Genomic DNA, 16,616 nt, shown 5'->3' on the forward strand with positions numbered 1-16,616 from the left:
CAACCACCACCGGGGCGTCAGGACGAGGTCTCGACAAGCTCGACCAACGGAGTACTGACCTGTAATCGGTTTCCCGGACGGTTTTGGTGTGGTGATCATGCCGCTGGTTGGGCGGCGGTGTGAAGGCGTTCGAACTCGACGGGTGACCTGTAGCCGAGTCCGGAGTGGCGTCGGACGGGGTTGTAGAAGGCCTCGATCCACTCGAACATCGCGTTCGCGAGCTCGGCTCGTGTGGTCCAGTAGCGGCGGTCCAACAGTTCGATCTGCATCGATCCCCAGAACGACTCCATGAGTGCGTTGTCGTAGGCGCAGGCGACCTTGCCCATCGACCCCAGCAGACCGGCCTCGCGCAAGCGGTGGCCGAAGAGCCAAGAGGTGTACTGGGTGCCGCGGTCCGAGTGCAGGATCGTACCGACCGGCTTGCGCCGCAGCCTGGCCATCTCGAGGGCGTCCACGACCAGTTCGGTGCGCAGGTGGTCGGCGATCGACCAGCCCACGACCCGGCGGGAGTACACGTCGAGGACTGCGGCGCAGTAGACCCAGCCCTCACTGGTGCGGTGCTGGGTGATGTCGGTGACCCACAACCGGTCCGGATGCTCAGCGGTGAACTGACGTTGCACGTGGTCGGGCCACGTCGCCTCAGACCGCTGCTGGTGGCGCCAGCGGCGGCGGTGGACACCGGACAGGCCGTGGCAGCGCATCAGCTTGGCGATGCGACGGCGACCAACCTGGTGGGAGCGGCCCAGCACCAGCTCGGCATGCACCCGCCGCACCCCGTAGGTGGCCCGGGCAGCGGCATGGACCTCGATGATCACGTCGAGCAGGTAGGCGTCCTCGACATCGCGCTTCGACGGCGGACGTCTGGCCCACTCGTAGTAGCCCGACGTCGAGACACCCAGGACCCGGCACGTCACCGCCACAGGGAACCCCTCGGCGGCAAGCTCACGAACGAGCCGGAAACCTATTTTCCGAGCACGTTCTCCCGGGCGAAGTAGGCACTCGCCCGCTTCAAGATCTCGATCTCCATGGCCTGGGTGCGGTTCTCCCGACGCAAGCGGACCAGTTCGGCCCGCTCATCACTCGAGAGCCCCTCTCGTTTGCCCTCGTCGACGTCGGCCTGAGCCATCCAGCGACGCAAACCCGATTCAGCGATCCCCAGATCTCTCGCGATCTGTGCAATCGGCTTCTCCCGCAACCGGGCCAGCTCGACTGCACGACGACGGAACTCCGGGTCCTTGGGTGCCGGCGTAACGGACTCCTCTCCGAGACGATCATCGCCTCAACTTCGGTGTCCGGGAAACCGATTACAGGTCAGTACAGGCTCGACCAACGGAGTACAGGCTCGACCAACGATCCGGTCTCGACAGGCTCGACCTCCGGGTGGGCGGCGGGGTGGTCTCGACAGGCTCGACCAACGAGGTGGGCGGGGCGAGGTGGTCTCGACAGGCTCGACCTCCGGGGTTGGGCGGCGCGAGGGGTCTCGACAGGCTCGACCACCGGGCGGGGCTCGGGCGGGGGTTGCTAGTTTGCGTCGGTCTCGAAGGGGACGACGTCCTTGAGGAAGCCGCGCGCCGACAGGAAGTCGCCGAGGGTGGTGCGGTGGGCCTCGCAGGCGAGCCAGACCTTTCGGCGTTCGGGGGTGTGGAGCTTCGGGTTGTTCCACAGCACCTGCCAGTCGGCCGGGGCCTGACAGCCCTTGGACGAGCAGACGGGTGTCGAAGGGCCGGAATCGGTGTTGAACACTGGGCGGATCCTCCAAAGCGGCGGGGGCGGACAGCTACGGGGGAAACCGTCCGACCCCGCCCGAGACACACGTGTCTCGCTCGTCAGTGTGTCACGTAAGTTGACGTTGTGTGCTGTTTTGTCAGGTGATGCGAAGGCTGAGATCCGCCTGTCAGCGTGCGGATCCGGGCAGCTCATTGTTCCGCGGTGCGACGGGCAGGGCCACGTTCTCGCGGGGTCCGGGCATGGCGTTCGCGAACACGACGGCAACGTAGGGCAGGAAGACCGCCCCGACGATGAGGACCCAGCGCAGCCAGCCGTCCGCTGCGACGGCACCGACGAAGCACACGGTACGGATCAGCATCGAGAAGAGGTAGCGCCGTTGACGGTGGTTGATCTCCTCACTGCGGCTGGGTGCCGCCGTGGTGATCCGGACCGGTTCGGTGCCCGGGCGCGAGCTCCGTTCAGACATGTGTCGATCCTACGCCTGCCAGCCGCACGCCCACGCCCGGCACTTCCGCTGGGAACAACTCATCTAGGGTGGTCTCGACCCCAGGAGGAGACACACATGAGCAACCGCACCTACCGGATCAGTGAGATCGTCGGCACGTCGCCGGAGAGCATGGAACAGGCGGTCCGCAACGGGCTGGCCCGCGCGTCGCAGACCCTTCGTCACATCGACTGGTTCGAGGTCACCGAGGTCCGCGGCCAGGTCAAGGACGGCGAGGTCGAGCACTTCCAGGTCGGGCTGAAGGTCGGCTTCCGCCTCGAGGACGAGTGAACTTCCCGCCCTTGGTTGACCTGCGGATGTGATGCAGGTCAACCAAGGCGGCGCGCGGGGTGTTTATGCCTACCGAAGGGTAATCGCTAGCGTCCTTTGACGTGAGCAGATCAGTCCTCGTCACCGGCGGCAACCGCGGTATCGGCCGCGCGCTTGCGGAAGCCTTCCTGGCCCAGGGCGACAAGGTCGCCGTCACCACCCGCAACGGTGGGGCACCTGACGGTGCACTCGACATCCGCTGCGACATCACCGTCGCAGAGCAGGTCGACGCCGCCTTCAAGCAGATCGAGGAGGCCCACGGGCCTGTCGAGGTGCTGGTGGCCAATGCGGGCATCACGCGCGACACGCTCGTCCTTCGCATGAGCGACGATGACTGGGACTCGGTCATCGCCACCAACCTCACCGGCTCCTTCCGCGTCGCCCGGCGTGCTGCCAAGGGCATGCTCCGGTTGCGCCGGGGGCGCATCATCTTCATCTCGTCCGTGGTCGGTCTCCTCGGTTCGCCCGGGCAGGTCAACTACGCGGCCTCCAAGAGCGGTCTGGTCGGCATGGCGCGCTCCTTGGCGCGCGAGCTCGGCTCCCGATCGATCACGGCCAACGTCGTGGCGCCTGGTTTCATCGAGACCGACATGACCGACGTACTGCCGGAGCAGCAGAAGGCCGACTACCAGGGTCAGATCCCGTTGGGACGCTTCGGCGCCGTCGAGGATGTCACCGGGGCCGTCACCTGGCTCGCGGGCGACGGAGCGCGCTATGTCACCGGGGCCGTGATCCCGGTCGACGGCGGCCTCGGCATGGGCCACTAACCACCAGACATTCTGACGTAGGGAAACGACATGGGAATCCTCGAAGGCAAGCGCATCCTGGTGGCCGGCGTCACCATGGACAGCTCGATCGGCTTCGCCACCGCCAAGGTCGCGCAGGAGCAGGGCGCCACCGTGCTGATCTCCAACTTCGGTCGGGCGCTCAACATCACCAAGCGCATCGCCAAGCGGCTTCCCGTGGAGCCGCCCGTGCTCGAGCTGGACGTCACCGACGCGGACCACCTCGCCCGGCTGCCCGAGCTCGTTCGTGAGCACGTCGACGGGCTGGACGGCGTCGTCCACTCGATCGCCTACGGCAACCCGGAGACCCTGCTCGGGGGCAAGTTCATGACCGGCCCTTGGGACGACGTCTCCCAGGCCGTGCACGTCTCGGCGTACTCCCTCAAGTCGCTCGCCGACGCCGCCCGCCCGCTCATGACCAACGGCGGCTCCGTCGTCGGCATGACGTTCGACGCCACCATCGCATGGCCGGCCTACGACTGGATGGGCGTTGCCAAGGCCGCGCTGGAGTCGACCTCCCGGTACCTGGCCCGTGATCTCGGCCCCGAAGGCATCCGGGTCAACCTGGTCTCGGCAGGCCCGCTGCGGACCTTGGCCGCCAAGGCGATCCCGGGCTTCGAGGAGCTCGAGGACACCTGGTCGACCCGGGCCCCCTGGGCTGGGACAACACCGACCAGGAGCCGACGGCCAAGGCCGTGTGTGCGCTGCTCTCGGACTTCTTCCCGGCGACTTCGGGTGAGATCATCCACGTCGACGGCGGCTTCCACGCCATGGGTGCGTGACCTGCTCCAACCATCTGACAGGATTCGCTCGTGGAGACGACGCGGACCTTGGTGATCGTGCGGCATGCCAAGGCGGAGGCATTCGCACCCGATGACCATGCGCGGGCCCTCACGGCCCGTGGCGAGGCGGACGCCCGTGCCCTGGGTACGGCGCTCGCGCACCAGGGCGTCCGGCCCGACGTGGCGCTGGTCTCGGACGCGGCCCGAACCCGAAGCACGTGGTCCTTCCTTCGCGACGGAGCGCGGGCCGCGGGCGTCGAGTGGCAGGCCGACGCGGAGTTCAGTCGCGCCGTCTACACGGCGGACGAGGATTTCCTGCTCCAGTTGGTGAAGGAAGCAGACCCCGGGGCCCGGACCCTGCTCGTCGTCGGACACAACCCGACGGTCGGCAGCCTTGGCCTGCTCCTCGATGACGGCGAGGGACGCCCCGATGCGACGGCGCAGATGGCCCTCGGGTTCCCGACGGCGGGAGGTGCCGTCTTCACCGTCAGGCAGGAGTGGGCCGACCTCTCCTTCGGTACGGCGCGGCTCACCTATTACGCAGTGGGCCACGCCGCTACGTGATGGGTCAGACCGGGGGAGCAGGGGTGATGATCCCCGCGGCGGCGTCAGCCGCCTCGATCTCCTCACGGCTGATCCCGAGGAGATACATGATCGTGTCGAGGTAGGGCACGTTGACCGCCGTGTCTGCCGCCGCCTGGACGACAGGTTTTGCGTTGTAGGCGATCCCCAACCCCGCGGCGTTGAGCATGTCGAGGTCATTGGCTCCGTCACCGATGGCGATGACGGCCGATTCTGGCACCCCGACGTCGGCGGCGAACCGCCTCAGCGCGGCAGCCTTCCCGGCGCGGTCCACGACGTCACCGATGACCTCTCCGGTCAGCAACCCGTCGACCACCTCGAGCTGGTTGGCCTGCGCGTAGTGGATGCCGAGATCCGCTGCGATTCGATCCGTGATCTGGTTGAAGCCGCCGGAGACGAGAGCGAAGCGATAGCCCAACCTGCGCAGCGTACGTACCAAGGTGCGCGCACCGGGATTGAGCTGGATGTTGGTGTAGACCTCGTCGAGCGCCTTCGCGGGGACGCCCTTGAGCAGTGCGACTCGTTGGCGCAGCGACTGCTCGAAGTCGAGTTCTCCACGCATCGCGGCCTCGGTGATGCGAGCGACCTCGGCCTCACATCCGGCATGGGCGGCGATCATCTCGATCACCTCGCCCTGGATGAGCGTGGAGTCGACGTCCATGACGACGAGGCGCATGCTGTGGCGGAGCAGGCTCGCTGGCTGCACCGCGACGTCGATGCCGAGGCGGGTGGCCTCCTTGAGGAGCAGCGTGCGCAGCTTCTCGAGCGGCATGCCCGAGACGTGGAACTCGATGGCGGTCACCGGATAGCGGGCCATGCGGATGATGCGGTCGATGTTGGCACCTGCGTCGGCAATGCGGCCCGTCATGGCGGAGACGGCCTTCGCCTTCAGCGGCGAACCGATCAGGGTCACATGGGCGCGACCCTCCCGACGGGTCCTGTTGTCGCCGGTGCCACGCTCGACCTCGACCGCCATGCCGATGGCCTCCGCCGCGTCGATCACCTGGTCCCGCAGCTTCTTCCAATCCCGTGGCGCGCTCACCAGCACCCCGAGGACGAGCCGACGCCGGAGCACGATCTGCTCGACGTCGATCACCTCGACCCCGGCCTTGGCCAGGGTGCGGAAGATGGTGGAGGTGACCCCGGGCCGGTCCTTGCCGGTGACGGTGATCAGGAGGGTCTTCGGTGCGTCTGCGGGCTCGCTCATGGCAGGCCTGAGCCTACTGCCCGTGCCGTCACCGGTGCGCCGGAGGCCAGACCTCGGGCGAGGCCGCAGCCACCCAGGCGTCGCGTGCGGTCCGGGCCAGCGCAGTCAACGCCTCTCGCCGCATCGAGATCTCAGCAGCCGTTGCCGCCGTACCGTCGCCCTCCAACGCGAGCTCGACGACGTCGAGCGCCTGCTGGGCACGAGCGGCGAGCTCGGCCGCCTCCGGGGGCACGGACGCCGGGCGAGCGAAGTCGGTGCGGTGGCGGATGTTCATCAGGGCGTCCGCGACGTCGGGGTTCCACTGGGCGACGTCGAGATCGGCGAGCCGGGTCGCAGTCGTCGTCAAGGCACCTCGGAGTGCCCGGGAGGCCTCCCCGAGATCGACCAGTTGCCGCTGGCGGGCCGGCATCAGGGACCAGGTGACCCCGCGCCTGCGCGGTGGGGGACCAGGCCGAGTCCCGCGCCGTCGAGGATCACCCCTTCGCCGGCGTGGAGGGCAGCCCGGTTGAACTCCGTCGGACCTCCGAGCCCGGCAAGGTGCCCGGGCACCGGGAGCGCCAGGCCGGCCGACCGCGCCCCGGCGCGACGGAGCTCCGGCAGCGCGAGGAGCAGCGGGACCGGCTCGTCCTCGCCGGGAACGCCGAGCACGTGGTGGGCCGCATCGCCGTCGCGTACGGCGTCCAGCACCTCGCCGGGTCGGGTTCCGCCGTGCAGCCACGCGGTGACCCACCACGCCAGGCGAGCCGAGTCGAGAGGAGGATGAGGGGACACGCTGCGGAGGATATGTCGGCGTCGATAGGGTGCACACATGACGACCGTGCTGGAGTTCTCCGACATCACAGTGCGTCGTGGCAGGTCCACCCTGCTGCAGGGGGTCAACTGGCGTGTCGAGGAGGGTGAGCGCTGGGTCATCCTCGGGCCGAACGGGGCCGGCAAGACCACCCTCATGCAGATCGCCTCGGCGCAGCTCCACCCGACGGCCGGTGTCGCCCGCATCCTTGGTGAGCGCATGGGATCCGTGGACGTCTTCGAGCTCCGCCCGCGGATCGGCGTCACGAGCGCTGCGGTCGCCGAGCGGCTGCCCCGTGGTGAGCGGGTCGCGGATGTCGTGGTGACCGCCTCCTACGGGGCCTACGGCCGGTGGAAGGAGCAGTTCGACGACCTCGACCACGACCGCGCCGAGGAGTTGCTCCGCGAGGTGGGAGTCGCCGACCTCAGGGACCGCACGTTCGGCACGCTCAGCGAGGGTGAACGGAAGCGGGTCCTGATCGCACGAGCCCTCATGTCGGACCCCGAGCTGCTGCTCCTGGACGAACCCGCTGCCGGGCTCGACCTCGGTGGGCGGGAGGATCTCGTCGCCACCCTGGAACTCCTCGCCACCGACGCGGGGTCGCCGGCCATCGTGCTGGTCTCGCACCACGTCGAGGAGATTCCCCCGGTTTCACCCACGCCATGCTCCTGCGTGAGGGCGGAGTGGTTGCGGCAGGGCCCGTCGACGAGGTCATCACCGAGCGGATGTTGAGCAGGACGTTCAACATGCCGCTGAGCGTCACCAGGTCCGACGAGCGCTTTGCCGCCCGTCGGCGTACCCGTAGGCACTAGGCTTGAGTCATGGACTGGCTCAAGGATTTCGCGGAGTGGTTGGGCGACAATGCCTGGGCCAGCTGGTTGGGCATCGGCGGTCTGCTCACCATCGGAGAGCTGTTCAGCCTCGACCTCGTGTTGATCATGCTTGCAGCAGGAGCTGGCATCGGCATGGTGGTCGCCCTGCTCGGTGGGCCGCTCTGGTTGCAGGTGGTCCTGGCCGCGGTCACGTCACTTGCTGCGCTGGCCCTGCTCCGGCCGGGCATCCGCAAGCGACTGCACAGTGGCCCCGACCTGCAGATCGGCCACGACCGCCTGGTTGGTCGTCAGGCGACCGCGTTGTCATCCATCAGTGCTCTGCACCCCGGCCTGGTGAAACTCGCCGGCGAGGAGTGGAGCGCCCAGCCCTACGACGAGACCATCGTGATCGAGCCGGGGCAGATCGTCGACGTGCTCGAGATCCGCGGTGCCACCGCGATCGTCCACCCGCTCCCACAGATCGAGTGAAACTCTTGGCCCGCATCGGGTGAGGAGCCCCTGGTTGTGGGTAGGAGTGCCGCGACCGTACTGGAAAGGAAAGCTGCATGGTTGTCTTGATCTTGCTTGCAGTACTGCTGCTGTTCGTGGTGGTGGTGCTCTCAAAGACGGTGCGGATCATCCCGCAGTCGCGCGCCGGCATCGTCGAACGTTTCGGGAAGTACAAGGCATCGTTGCCTGCCGGCCTCAACGTGTTGGTGCCGTTCGTCGACCGGGTGCGCTACGTGATCGACCTGCGTGAGCAGGTCGTCTCCTTCCCGCCCCAGCCGGTGATCACCGAGGACAACCTCGTCGTGTCGATCGACACCGTCATCTACTTCCAGGTGACGAACCCGGTGGCGGCGACCTACGAGATCGCCAACTACATCCAGGCAGTCGAGCAGCTCACCATGACCACGCTCCGCAACATCGTCGGTGGCATGGACCTGGAGGAGACCCTCACCAGCCGCGACGCCATCAACAGCCGCCTGCGCGGTGTGCTCGACGAGGCGACCGGCAAGTGGGGCATCCGCGTGAACCGCGTGGAGCTCAAGGGCATCGATCCGCCGCCGTCCATCAAGGACTCGATGGAGAAGCAGATGCGTGCGGACCGCGACAAGCGGGCCGCCATCCTCACGGCCGAGGGGCAGCGTCAGTCGGCGATCCTCACCGCCGAGGGCGCCAAGCAGTCGGCGATCCTCAATGCCGAAGGTGACCGGGAGTCGCAGATCCTGCGCGCCCAGGCTGACCGGGAGTCGCAGATCCTGCGCGCCCAGGGTGAGGGCCAGGCCATCCAGACGGTCTTCCAGGCCATCCACGACGGCCAGCCTGACCAGTCGCTGCTCGCCTACCAGTACCTCCAGATGATGCCCAAGATCGCCGAGGGTGACGCCAACAAGGTGTGGATCGTCCCGTCGGAGATCGGCAAGGCCCTCGAGGGACTCGGGTCCACGATGACCAACCTTCAGGGCATCCCGCAGGACGCCAGTCCGCGGGTCCGGGTCGACATGGGCGACACGGAGCCGATCCCGCCGACCCCGTCTGCTGACGACTCGACGCTGAGCCGTACGCACGACGCCGTTCAGCAGGCCATCCGTGAAGCGCAGGGGGCTTCGATGTCGCCGCCCCCGGTGAGTCCCGAGCCGGCTTCACCCGCTGCACCGCCCGTGCCGGGTGAGCCGGAGACCCCACAGGCTTGAGCCTGTTCGAAGCCGTCGCGATCCTGCTCGCAGGGTGTGCGGCCGGCACCATCAACACCGTGGTGGGGTCGGGAACGTTGATCACGTTCCCGACCCTGCTGGCGTTCGGGGTGCCGCCGGTGACGGCCAACGTGTCCAACACGATCGGCCTCGTGCCGGGTTCGCTGAGCGGTGCCGTCGGCTACCGTCGAGAGCTGGCCGGACAGCGCTCCCGGGTGCTCCGCCTCTGTTCGGCCAGTGCGCTGGGAGCCCTCGTCGGCGCGGGCCTGCTCCTGAAGCTCCCTCCGGGCGCCTTCGAGGCGATCGTCCCCGTCCTGATCGTGCTGGGATGCGTCCTGGTCATCGCCGGCCCACGAATCTCGAGCTGGATCGCTCGACGTCACGAGGCCAGCGGCGGGTTGCCGGTGAACGGTGCATGGTGGGTCTGGCCCCTGGTCGCAGCGACCGGCGTGTACGGCGGTTATTTCGGTGCTGCGCAGGGAGTGCTGCTGATGGCCGTGCTCGGGATCGGCATCGACGAGACCCTGCAACGCCTCAACGGGGCGAAGAACGTCCTCGTGGCGGTTGCCAATGGGGTCTCCGGCATCGTCTTCGCCGTCGTCGCCGACGTGGACTGGCTCGTGGTGGTGATCATTGCCTGCGGCGCGATTGCCGGGGGACAGCTGGGTGCGGCGTACGGTCGTCGGCTGCCGCCCACCGTGCTGAGGTGGTTCATCGTGGCGGTGGGGGCGATCGCCGTGGCCGCCTTCCTGCTCTGACCCGCGGCTGTGTGCCCAGGCCCTCAGGCGTCGCGGACGACGGTCGTGCCCGCGAACTCGTCGTGCAGGCCGCGCCCGAGCGCGTTGCCGCCGATCGTCACCGCAATGGCGACGACCACGGCGAGGGACCCGAGGCCGGTGAGGATGCCGAGCACAGGGATGCCGGAGAAGATGCTGAGTGCGATCCAGACGTTGCGCTTGATCGCCTGCTGCTGGTCGGGGACCCCTCCCGAGGAGCTGGTCGTCCGCAGGCTCATGACCTTCTTGCCGATGGTCTGCCCGGTCGTGCTCTCGAAGTGCACGTAGTAGGCGAGGAGCGCGACGCCGACGACGGCTGGGACAACCACGGCACCGATCGTCTCGTCGGCCAGGCCCAGGACCCCCAGAACCGCTCCCAGCACCACGCCCATCGGAATCCCGACGATCAGTCCGTCCAGGAGCCGGGCGACGAATCGCTCGATCAGGTGGCCCGATCGGGCCCGTCCGGGTTGCGATGCCGGTTGCTGGGGAAACGGTCCGGTCATGGGTGAGGTCCTCCTGGTGGTCGTGGCTGCTCGCGCAAACTATCGATCGGGGCGGGCGACCACAACGGTCCCGGGCCATCCGGAGCCGGATTCCTCCGAAGGGATGACGGGACGGCGCGAATTGCTCAGCGGCGCGAGCCGATGATGCCCGTCGCGACAGCAGCGAGGGCCGGAAGGGCGAGCATGAGGCCGGTGCGCTTCGTGACGACACCCGCGCGCCCGGCAAGTGCCCCGGCCGCGGCGTCTGCCGCATCGACGGCGACACCGGCGAGGACGACCTGGCGACGCAGGTCGGCGGGAGCTGCCAGGGTCGCGGCGCCGAGCGCGATCTCGCGGGAGGCGAACATCCGGTTCATGTAGGTCAGCTGGCCCTGTGACGTATCGAGTCCGAAGACACGCGTGGCGAGTCCGGGCGCGATGAGGGCGAGAGCACCCAGTCCGATGCGGGCGAGGGCGAGTCCGGTGACGGGATTCATGTGAGGCAGGTTACTGGTCGCTGCGCGTGTCGACGTACGCCGACACCCACGTGTCGAGCTCGGCGAAGGCCTGCTTGCGCGCGGGTTCGCGCGACAGCCACACGTCGTGACGGGCATCGGGGATCGCGATGCTGGTGACGTGGGTGCCGATGGCCGGGGCCCAGCGCCGGATCTGTTCGACGTCGAGGACGATGTCGGTCGTGTGGACCTCGTCGCTCATGTCGGTCGGATTCCCGGAGCGGGTGCTGGAGAGCACGAGGGTGGGGGTGGGGAGCCGGAGGCCCCGGTGCAGCTCCGCGTGGCCGCGACGGATGGCGCGCAGCCAACCGGCATGGACGGGCCAGGACTCGAGCGGCTTCCAGTCGAGACTGAAGTCGAACTCGCCGTCGTGGTCGCGGTGGAGGCTTCGGGCATAGAGGCCGCTCACGTTGCGGGGGATCGGGCGCTTCGGCGCGCGTCGTCCCACCTGATCGACGACCTGGGTGCCGACGGTGCGGAGCAGCCACGGCCCCTTCAGGTCGAACCACGGGGAGTTCAGCACCATGGCTGCCGGCCGGTGCCCACGGGAGCGGAGCCACAGCGGCACGGTGAGGCCGCCGGTCGAGTGGGCGGAGAGGACGACGGGCCGGCCGTCTGCACCGAGCCGGGCCCAGGCCCAGTCGAGCTCCGCGAAGTACTCGGAGAGATCGGCAACGTAGTTGGCGGTCTGGTGGGGAGCAACGAGCGGCCGTACTTGCGCAGGTCGAGGGCGTGGAAGTCCCAGCCGCGCGCTGTCCACCACTCGGCATGGACGGTCTGGAAGAAGTAGTCGGCGAAGCCGTGCACGTGGAGGACGTTCCCGCGTGGCGTCGTACCGGGATCGGCCGGCCGCGTCACCAGGGTCGCGGTCACGGGTCCCTCGTCGTCGTCGGGCAGGGCGAAGGTGAGGCGGGTGTAGGGAGCCCCCAGGATGTCGTCGCCCGGCTGCGCAGCTGTCATGGACCAGATTGTGGCAAGGATGCCTTGGTGAGGACACTTAGGGCGCCCTTGCTTGAATCATTCAAGAAAACGGATTGAATGGGAGTGCCGCATCCCGATGACGTCGGGTCGATCCGGGCTCTTGTGATGGAAGGGCCCACCTCAATGACGAGGAGAGTCATGACGCAGGACAACACGTTGCCGTTGACGACGGCGGCCGGTGCGCCGGTCACCAACAACCAGGACAGCCTCACCGCTGGGCCGCGCGGGCCGATGCTGCTGCAGGACCTGTGGTTCCTGGAGAAGCTCGCACACTTCGACCGCGAGGTGATCCCCGAGCGTCGGATGCATGCGAAGGGGTCCGGTGCCTACGGCACGTTCAAGGTCACCCACGACATCTCGCAGTACACCCGGGCGAAGCTGTTCAGCCAGGTGGGCAACGAGGCCGAGATGTTCGCCAGGTTCTCCACCGTGGCCGGTGAGCGCGGCGCGGCCGACGCCGAACGCGACATCCGCGGCTTCGCACTGCGCTTCTACACCGAGGAGGGCAACTGGGACGTCGTCGGCAACAACACCCCGGTCTTCTTCTTCCGTGACCCGCTGAAGTTCCCCGACCTCAACCGCGCGGTCAAGCGTGACCCGCGCACCAACCTGCGCGACGCCGAGAACAACTGGGGCTTCTGGACCGGGCTTCCCGAGGCGCTCCACCAGGTCACCATCGTGATGTCGGACCGTGGCATCCCGAAGGGTTACCGCCACATGCACGGATTCGGCTCGCACACCTACTCCATGATCAACGCTGCGGGTGAGCGCAACTGGGTCAAGTTCCACTTCCGCACCCAGCAGGGCATCGAGAACCTCACCGACGAGGAAGCCGCCAAGCTCGTGGGCGACGACCGCGAGTCCAGCCAGCGTGACCTCTACGAGGCCATCGAGCGTGGCGACTTCCCGAAGTGGAAGTTCTTCATCCAGGTGATGCCGGAGGCCGACGCGGAGAACTATCGCTTCCATCCCTTCGACCTCACCAAGGTCTGGTCGAAGAAGGACTACCCGCTCATCGAGGTCGGCGAGTTCGAGCTCAACCGCAACCCGGAGAACTACTTCGCCGACGTCGAGCAGGCCGCCTTCACGCCGGCCAACCTGATCCCGGGCATCAGCTTCTCGCCCGACCGGATGCTGCAGGGACGTCTCTTCTCCTACGGTGACGCGGCGCGCTACCGCCTCGGGGTGAACCACCACCAGATCCCGGTCAACTTCCCCAAGGCTGCTCCCGGGCTCAACACCTATCACCGCGACGGCACGATGCGTGTCGACGGCAACCAGGGCGGCGTGCCCGGTATCGAGCCCAACAACTTCGGGCGTTGGGCCGAGCAGCCCGAGTACGCCGATCCCGCGCAGGCTGTCGGGGCCGTCGCCGACCGCTTCAACTACCGCGAGGACGACGACAACTACTTCGAGCAGCCGGGTGACCTCTTCCGGTTGATGAGCGCCGAGCAGCAGCAGGTGCTCTTCGAGAACACGGCACGGGCCATCGACGGCGCTTCGCAGACGTCGATCGACAAGCACGTCGAACACTGCACCAAGGCTGATCCGGCCTACGGCGAGGGTGTCCGCAAGGCGATCGAGGCGCTGCAGGCCGGCGCGCTCAGCGACACCGACCCGAACCCGGACAACACTCCCGCGTGACGCTCTGACCCGCACGACAGCGTCAACGGGCCCGGCACCTCCTCTTCGCAGGGAGAAGGTGTCGGGCCTCCTCGGTGGTCGAGCCCGTAGCGGCCCCGCAGGCCGAGTCCGCCCGCTGCCGGATCAGAGCAGCAGATGGGCGCGGCCGAACATCCGCGCCGCCTCCCGCGCGGTGGGCGTACCGGTGTCGAGGCTGGCTCCTGCCTCGATCAGCGCCCTCGCCACCTCGTCCTCACCCTTGAAGAGGGCGCCGGCAAGCGGTGACTGGTCGCGTGCATTGAGCAGGTCGAGGTCCGCGCCCCGCTCGATCAGGGCTCGCACCGTTGCCATATGGCCGTGGTAGGCCGCCAGCATCAGCAGTGACTGCCCGTCGTCCCCCTGGGTGTCGACCGGGAGACGGTGGTCGAGGAACTCCACGAGTTCGCTGGTGTTGCCGGTGCGTGCGAGCTCCAGGGCGAGGGCGACCACTCGCGCGAGCTGATCAGGGGGAGCGAGCTCATGAAGGGCATGGTAGGCCGCGCGGGAATGATTTCCTGAGCCACCGCGTTGGCACAGTAGTTTCGATTTCAACTACAAGGAGTGATCCGCGATGCAGCTCGGAATCTTCACCGTCGGCGACGTCACCACCGACCCCACCACCGGACGGACACCCTCCGAGCACGAGCGGATCAAGGCGACGGTCGAGATCGCCAAGAAGGCCGAAGAGGTCGGCATGGACGTCGTGGCGTTCGGGCAGCACCACAACCCGCCCTTCGCCGCATCCTCACCGACCACCACCATGGCCTTCGTCGCCGCGCAGACCGAGAAGCTGATCCTGTCGACGTCGACGACCCTGATCACGACCACCGACCCGGTCCGGATCGCGGAGGACTACGCGCAGCTGCAGCACCTGGCCGATGGTCGCGTCGACCTGACGCTGGGCCGCGGCAACACCGGGCCCGTCTATCCGTGGTTCGGCAAGGACATCCGCGACGGCATTGCACTGGCCGTCGAGAACTACGCGCTGCTGCGGCGCCTGTGGGACGAGGACGTCGTGAACTGGGAGGGAAGTACCGCACTCCGCTGCAGGGCTTCACGGCCACGCCGCGGCCGCTCGACGGTGTCGCGCCGTTCGTCTGGCACGGCTCGATCCGCAGTCCCGAGATCGCCGAGCAGGCCGCCTACTACGGCGACGGCTTCTTCCACAACCACATCTTCTGGCCGGCGGGCCACACGCAGCGGATGGTCGAGCTCTATCGCCGCCGCTTCGAGCACTACGGGCACGGCAGCGCCGATCAGGCGATCGTCGGTCTGGGAGGGCAGGTCTTCATGCGGAAGAACAGCCAGGACGCGATCCGTGAGTTCCGGCCCTACTTCGACAAGGCCCCCGTCTACGGTCACGGCCCGTCGTTGGAGGACTTCACCCAGGCCACGCCGCTGACCGTCGGATCGCCGCAGCAGGTGATCGAGCGGACCCTGTCGTTCCGTGACTATGTCGGTGACTACCAGCGGCAGCTGTTCCTCATGGACCACGCCGGCCTGCCGCTGAAGACGGTCCTCGAGCAACTCGACCTGTTGGGCGAGGAGGTGTTCCCGGTGCTCCGCAAGGAGTTCGCGGCACTGAAGCCGGCTCACGTCCCCGACGCGCCGACCCACGCCTCGCGCGTCGCGGCAGCGGGCGGCCCGAAGGACAGCACGGTCCACGCGCCGTCGGACGACGTCACCGGCAAGTCGCCGGCCGCGGTCTGACCGCGACACAGAGAGAGGAGCAGCTCCATGAAGATCGTCGCCATCTCCGCCGGCCTCAGCGCGCCGTCGTCCACCCGACTCCTTGCCGACCAGTTGGCGGAGGCAGCCGTCCGTGAGCTCGACCTGGCCGGTGAGCGGGTCGAGCTCGAGGTCATCGAGCTTCGGCCGCTGGCCCATGCGCTGGCCGACAACCTCACCACCGGGTTCCCCTCCGGCGACCTCGCCGAGGCCATCGACACGGTTGCCGGTGCCGATGCGCTGATCGCGGTGACCCCGGTGTTCACGGCGTCCTACAGCGGCCTGTTCAAGACGTTCTTCGACGTGCTCGACAAGGACCTGCTCGCGGGAGTTCCGGTCCAGATCGCGGCCACCGCGGGGACAGCACGGCACTCCCTGGTGCTCGACCATGCCGTGCGCCCGTTGTTCGCCTACCTGCGTGCTGTGGTGCTCCCCACCGGTGTGTTCGCCGCCAGCGAGGACTTCGGATCGACTGCCGGCGGCGAACTCGCCCAGCGGGTGGCTCGGGCCGGCAAGGAGCTCGCCGACCACTTGCTCGGCACCACGCGTCGTTCCGCTCCCCGCGACGAGTTCGCGGATCCGGTGCCCTTCGACGAATTGCTCCGCGGCGCCTGACCGCCCCGACCTCGGGGAACGCGTGGTGCGACCTCGCGGGTCAGTGCTGGTAGGTGCCGTGGACGATCGCGCGGCCGAGGGTCTTGAAGGCCAGGTTGAACGAGACCACGGCCGGGGAGGCGTCGGCGTCCACGCCCAGCGCCTCCTCGCCGACGGCGTGCACCACGAAGTAGTAGCGGTGCACTTGGTCGCCCTGCGGTGGAGCAGCCCCCATGAAGCCGTGGTCGCCGCCGTCGTTGCGCACGTGGAAGGCCTTGCCCGGAAGGGTGTCGGCTGCCGCACCGGCATCGAGTGACGTGACGTCGGCGGGCAGGTCGACGAGCACCCAGTGCCAGAAGCCGCTGGGCGTCGGCGCGTCCGGGTCGAAGCAGGTGACGACGTAGGACTTCGTGCCCTCCGGGGCTCCTTCCCAGCTCAGCTGGGGAGACGTGTTGCCCAGGGCGGCCACCTGGTCGTCCTTCAACGGCTGGCCATCGGTGAGGTCATCGCTGGTGACGGTGAAGGCGGGCACGGCCGGGAGCAGGTCGTAGGGATTCGGGCTGACGGGGCGTTCGATGCTCATGGCGCCAACGTAGTGGGTCCAGCCCACCGTTCCGAGGGCTGGAGGGTTGCGGAAGTGCTGGCGGCGCTTCGGGGAGAATGGCCCAGTGACGACTC

Annotated in this window: 20 protein-coding genes and 4 pseudogenes; 12 read left to right on the top strand and 12 right to left on the bottom strand. The window is 68.1% G+C overall.

Annotated elements, in window-relative coordinates; all coding sequences use genetic code 11:
* Window positions 1-95: 95 nt before the first annotated feature.
* From L1066_RS08535 to L1066_RS08550, 4 genes and pseudogenes are all read right to left on the bottom strand, one after another.
* Entirely contained in the window at window positions 96-965 is an 870-nt protein-coding gene (locus tag L1066_RS08535) for an IS3 family transposase (RefSeq protein ID WP_235736072.1), read from the bottom strand.
* Window positions 962-1,219: pseudogene (locus L1066_RS08540) on the bottom strand (hypothetical protein); the annotation flags it as partial. The pseudogene L1066_RS08540 and the gene L1066_RS08535, both read right to left, overlap by 4 nt.
* A 302-nt stretch (window positions 1,220-1,521) precedes the next feature.
* Window positions 1,522-1,743 (bottom strand): acetone carboxylase, encoded by a 222-nt coding sequence (locus L1066_RS08545; RefSeq protein ID WP_235735944.1) that lies wholly within the window; start codon window positions 1,741-1,743, stop codon window positions 1,522-1,524.
* Window positions 1,744-1,894: 151 nt separating this feature from the next.
* The gene (locus L1066_RS08550) at window positions 1,895-2,194 is read right to left on the bottom strand and encodes a DUF3099 domain-containing protein (RefSeq protein WP_235735945.1); all 300 of its coding nucleotides are present in this window, start codon (window positions 2,192-2,194) and stop codon (window positions 1,895-1,897) included.
* Window positions 2,195-2,290: 96 nt separating this feature from the next.
* On the opposite strand from L1066_RS08550, the gene L1066_RS08555 reads away from it, so the two are divergent.
* The 4 genes and pseudogenes from L1066_RS08555 to L1066_RS08570 all read left to right on the top strand — a co-directional run bounded on the left by L1066_RS08555 (window position 2,291) and on the right by L1066_RS08570 (window position 4,673).
* Window positions 2,291-2,503 carry a dodecin gene (locus L1066_RS08555; RefSeq protein ID WP_235735946.1) on the top strand — a complete coding sequence of 71 codons (213 nt, stop codon included), beginning with the start codon at window positions 2,291-2,293 and terminating at the stop codon, window positions 2,501-2,503.
* 101 nt (window positions 2,504-2,604) lie between these two features.
* Entirely contained in the window at window positions 2,605-3,309 is a 705-nt protein-coding gene (locus tag L1066_RS08560; protein ID WP_235735947.1) for a beta-ketoacyl-ACP reductase, read from the top strand.
* Between the two features lie 30 nt (window positions 3,310-3,339).
* Window positions 3,340-4,109 (top strand): annotated as a pseudogene (fabI, locus tag L1066_RS08565) (enoyl-ACP reductase FabI).
* 30 nt (window positions 4,110-4,139) lie between these two features.
* The gene (locus L1066_RS08570; RefSeq protein ID WP_235735948.1) at window positions 4,140-4,673 is read left to right on the top strand and encodes a SixA phosphatase family protein; all 534 of its coding nucleotides are present in this window, start codon (window positions 4,140-4,142) and stop codon (window positions 4,671-4,673) included.
* A gap of 4 nt (window positions 4,674-4,677) precedes the next feature.
* Here L1066_RS08570 and serB read toward each other — a convergent pair whose 3' ends face one another.
* The 3 genes from serB to L1066_RS08585 are packed head-to-tail and all read right to left on the bottom strand — an operon-like array spanning window position 4,678 to window position 6,669.
* On the bottom strand, window positions 4,678-5,898 hold the full coding sequence (gene serB / locus L1066_RS08575) for a phosphoserine phosphatase SerB (protein ID WP_235735949.1): 1,221 nt from the start codon (window positions 5,896-5,898) through the stop codon (window positions 4,678-4,680).
* A gap of 28 nt (window positions 5,899-5,926) precedes the next feature.
* Entirely contained in the window at window positions 5,927-6,307 is a 381-nt protein-coding gene (locus tag L1066_RS08580) for an Rv1486c family protein (protein ID WP_235735950.1), read from the bottom strand.
* Entirely contained in the window at window positions 6,307-6,669 is a 363-nt protein-coding gene (locus tag L1066_RS08585; RefSeq protein ID WP_235735951.1) for an Rv1486c family protein, read from the bottom strand. The genes L1066_RS08580 and L1066_RS08585 overlap by 1 nt, the downstream gene beginning before the upstream one ends.
* Before the next feature lie 37 nt (window positions 6,670-6,706).
* On the opposite strand from L1066_RS08585, the pseudogene L1066_RS08590 reads away from it, so the two are divergent.
* The 4 genes and pseudogenes from L1066_RS08590 to L1066_RS08605 all read left to right on the top strand — a co-directional run bounded on the left by L1066_RS08590 (window position 6,707) and on the right by L1066_RS08605 (window position 9,955).
* Window positions 6,707-7,500 (top strand): annotated as a pseudogene (locus L1066_RS08590) (ABC transporter ATP-binding protein).
* Window positions 7,501-7,509: 9 nt separating this feature from the next.
* The gene (locus L1066_RS08595; protein ID WP_235735952.1) at window positions 7,510-7,989 is read left to right on the top strand and encodes an NfeD family protein; all 480 of its coding nucleotides are present in this window, start codon (window positions 7,510-7,512) and stop codon (window positions 7,987-7,989) included.
* Window positions 7,990-8,066: 77 nt separating this feature from the next.
* Window positions 8,067-9,197, top strand: a complete 1,131-nt coding sequence (locus L1066_RS08600) for an SPFH domain-containing protein (protein ID WP_235735953.1) — start codon at window positions 8,067-8,069, stop codon at window positions 9,195-9,197.
* Window positions 9,194-9,955 carry a sulfite exporter TauE/SafE family protein gene (locus L1066_RS08605; RefSeq protein WP_235735954.1) on the top strand — a complete coding sequence of 254 codons (762 nt, stop codon included), beginning with the start codon at window positions 9,194-9,196 and terminating at the stop codon, window positions 9,953-9,955. Before L1066_RS08600 ends, L1066_RS08605 begins: the two co-directional genes overlap by 4 nt.
* 23 nt (window positions 9,956-9,978) lie before the next feature.
* Here L1066_RS08605 and L1066_RS08610 read toward each other — a convergent pair whose 3' ends face one another.
* From L1066_RS08610 to L1066_RS08620, 3 genes are all read right to left on the bottom strand, one after another.
* Complete coding sequence (locus L1066_RS08610; protein WP_235735955.1) at window positions 9,979-10,479, bottom strand: RDD family protein; 501 nt, start codon at window positions 10,477-10,479, stop codon at window positions 9,979-9,981.
* 125 nt (window positions 10,480-10,604) lie between these two features.
* A complete protein-coding gene (locus L1066_RS08615; protein ID WP_235735956.1) occupies window positions 10,605-10,955 on the bottom strand; it encodes a hypothetical protein in 351 nt (116 codons plus the stop codon).
* Window positions 10,956-10,965: 10 nt separating this feature from the next.
* Window positions 10,966-11,970 (bottom strand): alpha/beta hydrolase, encoded by a 1,005-nt coding sequence (locus tag L1066_RS08620; RefSeq protein ID WP_312007358.1) that lies wholly within the window; start codon window positions 11,968-11,970, stop codon window positions 10,966-10,968.
* A 122-nt stretch (window positions 11,971-12,092) separates the two neighbouring features.
* On the opposite strand from L1066_RS08620, the gene L1066_RS08625 reads away from it, so the two are divergent.
* Window positions 12,093-13,598, top strand: coding sequence for a catalase (locus L1066_RS08625; protein ID WP_235735958.1), 1,506 nt, complete (start codon window positions 12,093-12,095; stop codon window positions 13,596-13,598).
* A 123-nt stretch (window positions 13,599-13,721) separates the two neighbouring features.
* On the opposite strand, the gene L1066_RS08630 is transcribed toward L1066_RS08625, so the two are convergent.
* Entirely contained in the window at window positions 13,722-14,066 is a 345-nt protein-coding gene (locus L1066_RS08630; protein ID WP_235735959.1) for an ankyrin repeat domain-containing protein, read from the bottom strand.
* Between the two features lie 121 nt (window positions 14,067-14,187).
* Between L1066_RS08630 and L1066_RS29130 the strand changes: the two are divergent.
* The 3 genes and pseudogenes from L1066_RS29130 to L1066_RS08640 form a co-directional block, all read left to right on the top strand.
* A pseudogene (locus L1066_RS29130) lies at window positions 14,188-14,571 on the top strand (LLM class flavin-dependent oxidoreductase); the annotation flags it as partial.
* Between the two features lie 44 nt (window positions 14,572-14,615).
* Complete coding sequence (locus tag L1066_RS29135) at window positions 14,616-15,326, top strand: LLM class flavin-dependent oxidoreductase (RefSeq protein WP_446499898.1); 711 nt, start codon at window positions 14,616-14,618, stop codon at window positions 15,324-15,326.
* A 27-nt stretch (window positions 15,327-15,353) separates the two neighbouring features.
* Complete coding sequence (locus L1066_RS08640; RefSeq protein ID WP_235735960.1) at window positions 15,354-15,959, top strand: FMN reductase; 606 nt, start codon at window positions 15,354-15,356, stop codon at window positions 15,957-15,959.
* A 40-nt stretch (window positions 15,960-15,999) separates the two neighbouring features.
* Here the strand turns inward: L1066_RS08640 and L1066_RS08645 are convergent, their stop codons facing one another.
* Entirely contained in the window at window positions 16,000-16,521 is a 522-nt protein-coding gene (locus L1066_RS08645; RefSeq protein ID WP_235735961.1) for a YbhB/YbcL family Raf kinase inhibitor-like protein, read from the bottom strand.
* Window positions 16,522-16,616: the final 95 nt, after the last annotated feature.

This window comes from Nocardioides alcanivorans (assembly GCF_021555175.1).
GTDB lineage: Bacteria > Actinomycetota > Actinomycetes > Propionibacteriales > Nocardioidaceae > Nocardioides > Nocardioides alcanivorans.

Bases quoted from the DNA above. Each gene is read 5' to 3' on its own strand.
- L1066_RS08550 (WP_235735945.1), bottom strand. From the start codon at position 2,194: ATGTCTGAACGGAGCTCGCGCCCGGGCACCGAACCGGTCCGGATCACC.
- L1066_RS08555 (WP_235735946.1), top strand. From the start codon at position 2,291: ATGAGCAACCGCACCTACCGGATCAGTGAGATCGTCGGCACGTCGCCG.
- serB (WP_235735949.1), bottom strand. From the start codon at position 5,898: ATGAGCGAGCCCGCAGACGCACCGAAGACCCTCCTGATCACCGTCACC.
- L1066_RS08580 (WP_235735950.1), bottom strand. From the start codon at position 6,307: ATGCCGGCCCGCCAGCGGCAACTGGTCGATCTCGGGGAGGCCTCCCGG.
- L1066_RS08595 (WP_235735952.1), top strand. From the start codon at position 7,510: ATGGACTGGCTCAAGGATTTCGCGGAGTGGTTGGGCGACAATGCCTGG.
- L1066_RS08600 (WP_235735953.1), top strand. From the start codon at position 8,067: ATGGTTGTCTTGATCTTGCTTGCAGTACTGCTGCTGTTCGTGGTGGTG.
- L1066_RS08610 (WP_235735955.1), bottom strand. From the start codon at position 10,479: ATGACCGGACCGTTTCCCCAGCAACCGGCATCGCAACCCGGACGGGCC.
- L1066_RS08615 (WP_235735956.1), bottom strand. From the start codon at position 10,955: ATGAATCCCGTCACCGGACTCGCCCTCGCCCGCATCGGACTGGGTGCT.
- L1066_RS08625 (WP_235735958.1), top strand. From the start codon at position 12,093: ATGACGCAGGACAACACGTTGCCGTTGACGACGGCGGCCGGTGCGCCG.
- L1066_RS08640 (WP_235735960.1), top strand. From the start codon at position 15,354: ATGAAGATCGTCGCCATCTCCGCCGGCCTCAGCGCGCCGTCGTCCACC.
- L1066_RS08645 (WP_235735961.1), bottom strand. From the start codon at position 16,521: ATGAGCATCGAACGCCCCGTCAGCCCGAATCCCTACGACCTGCTCCCG.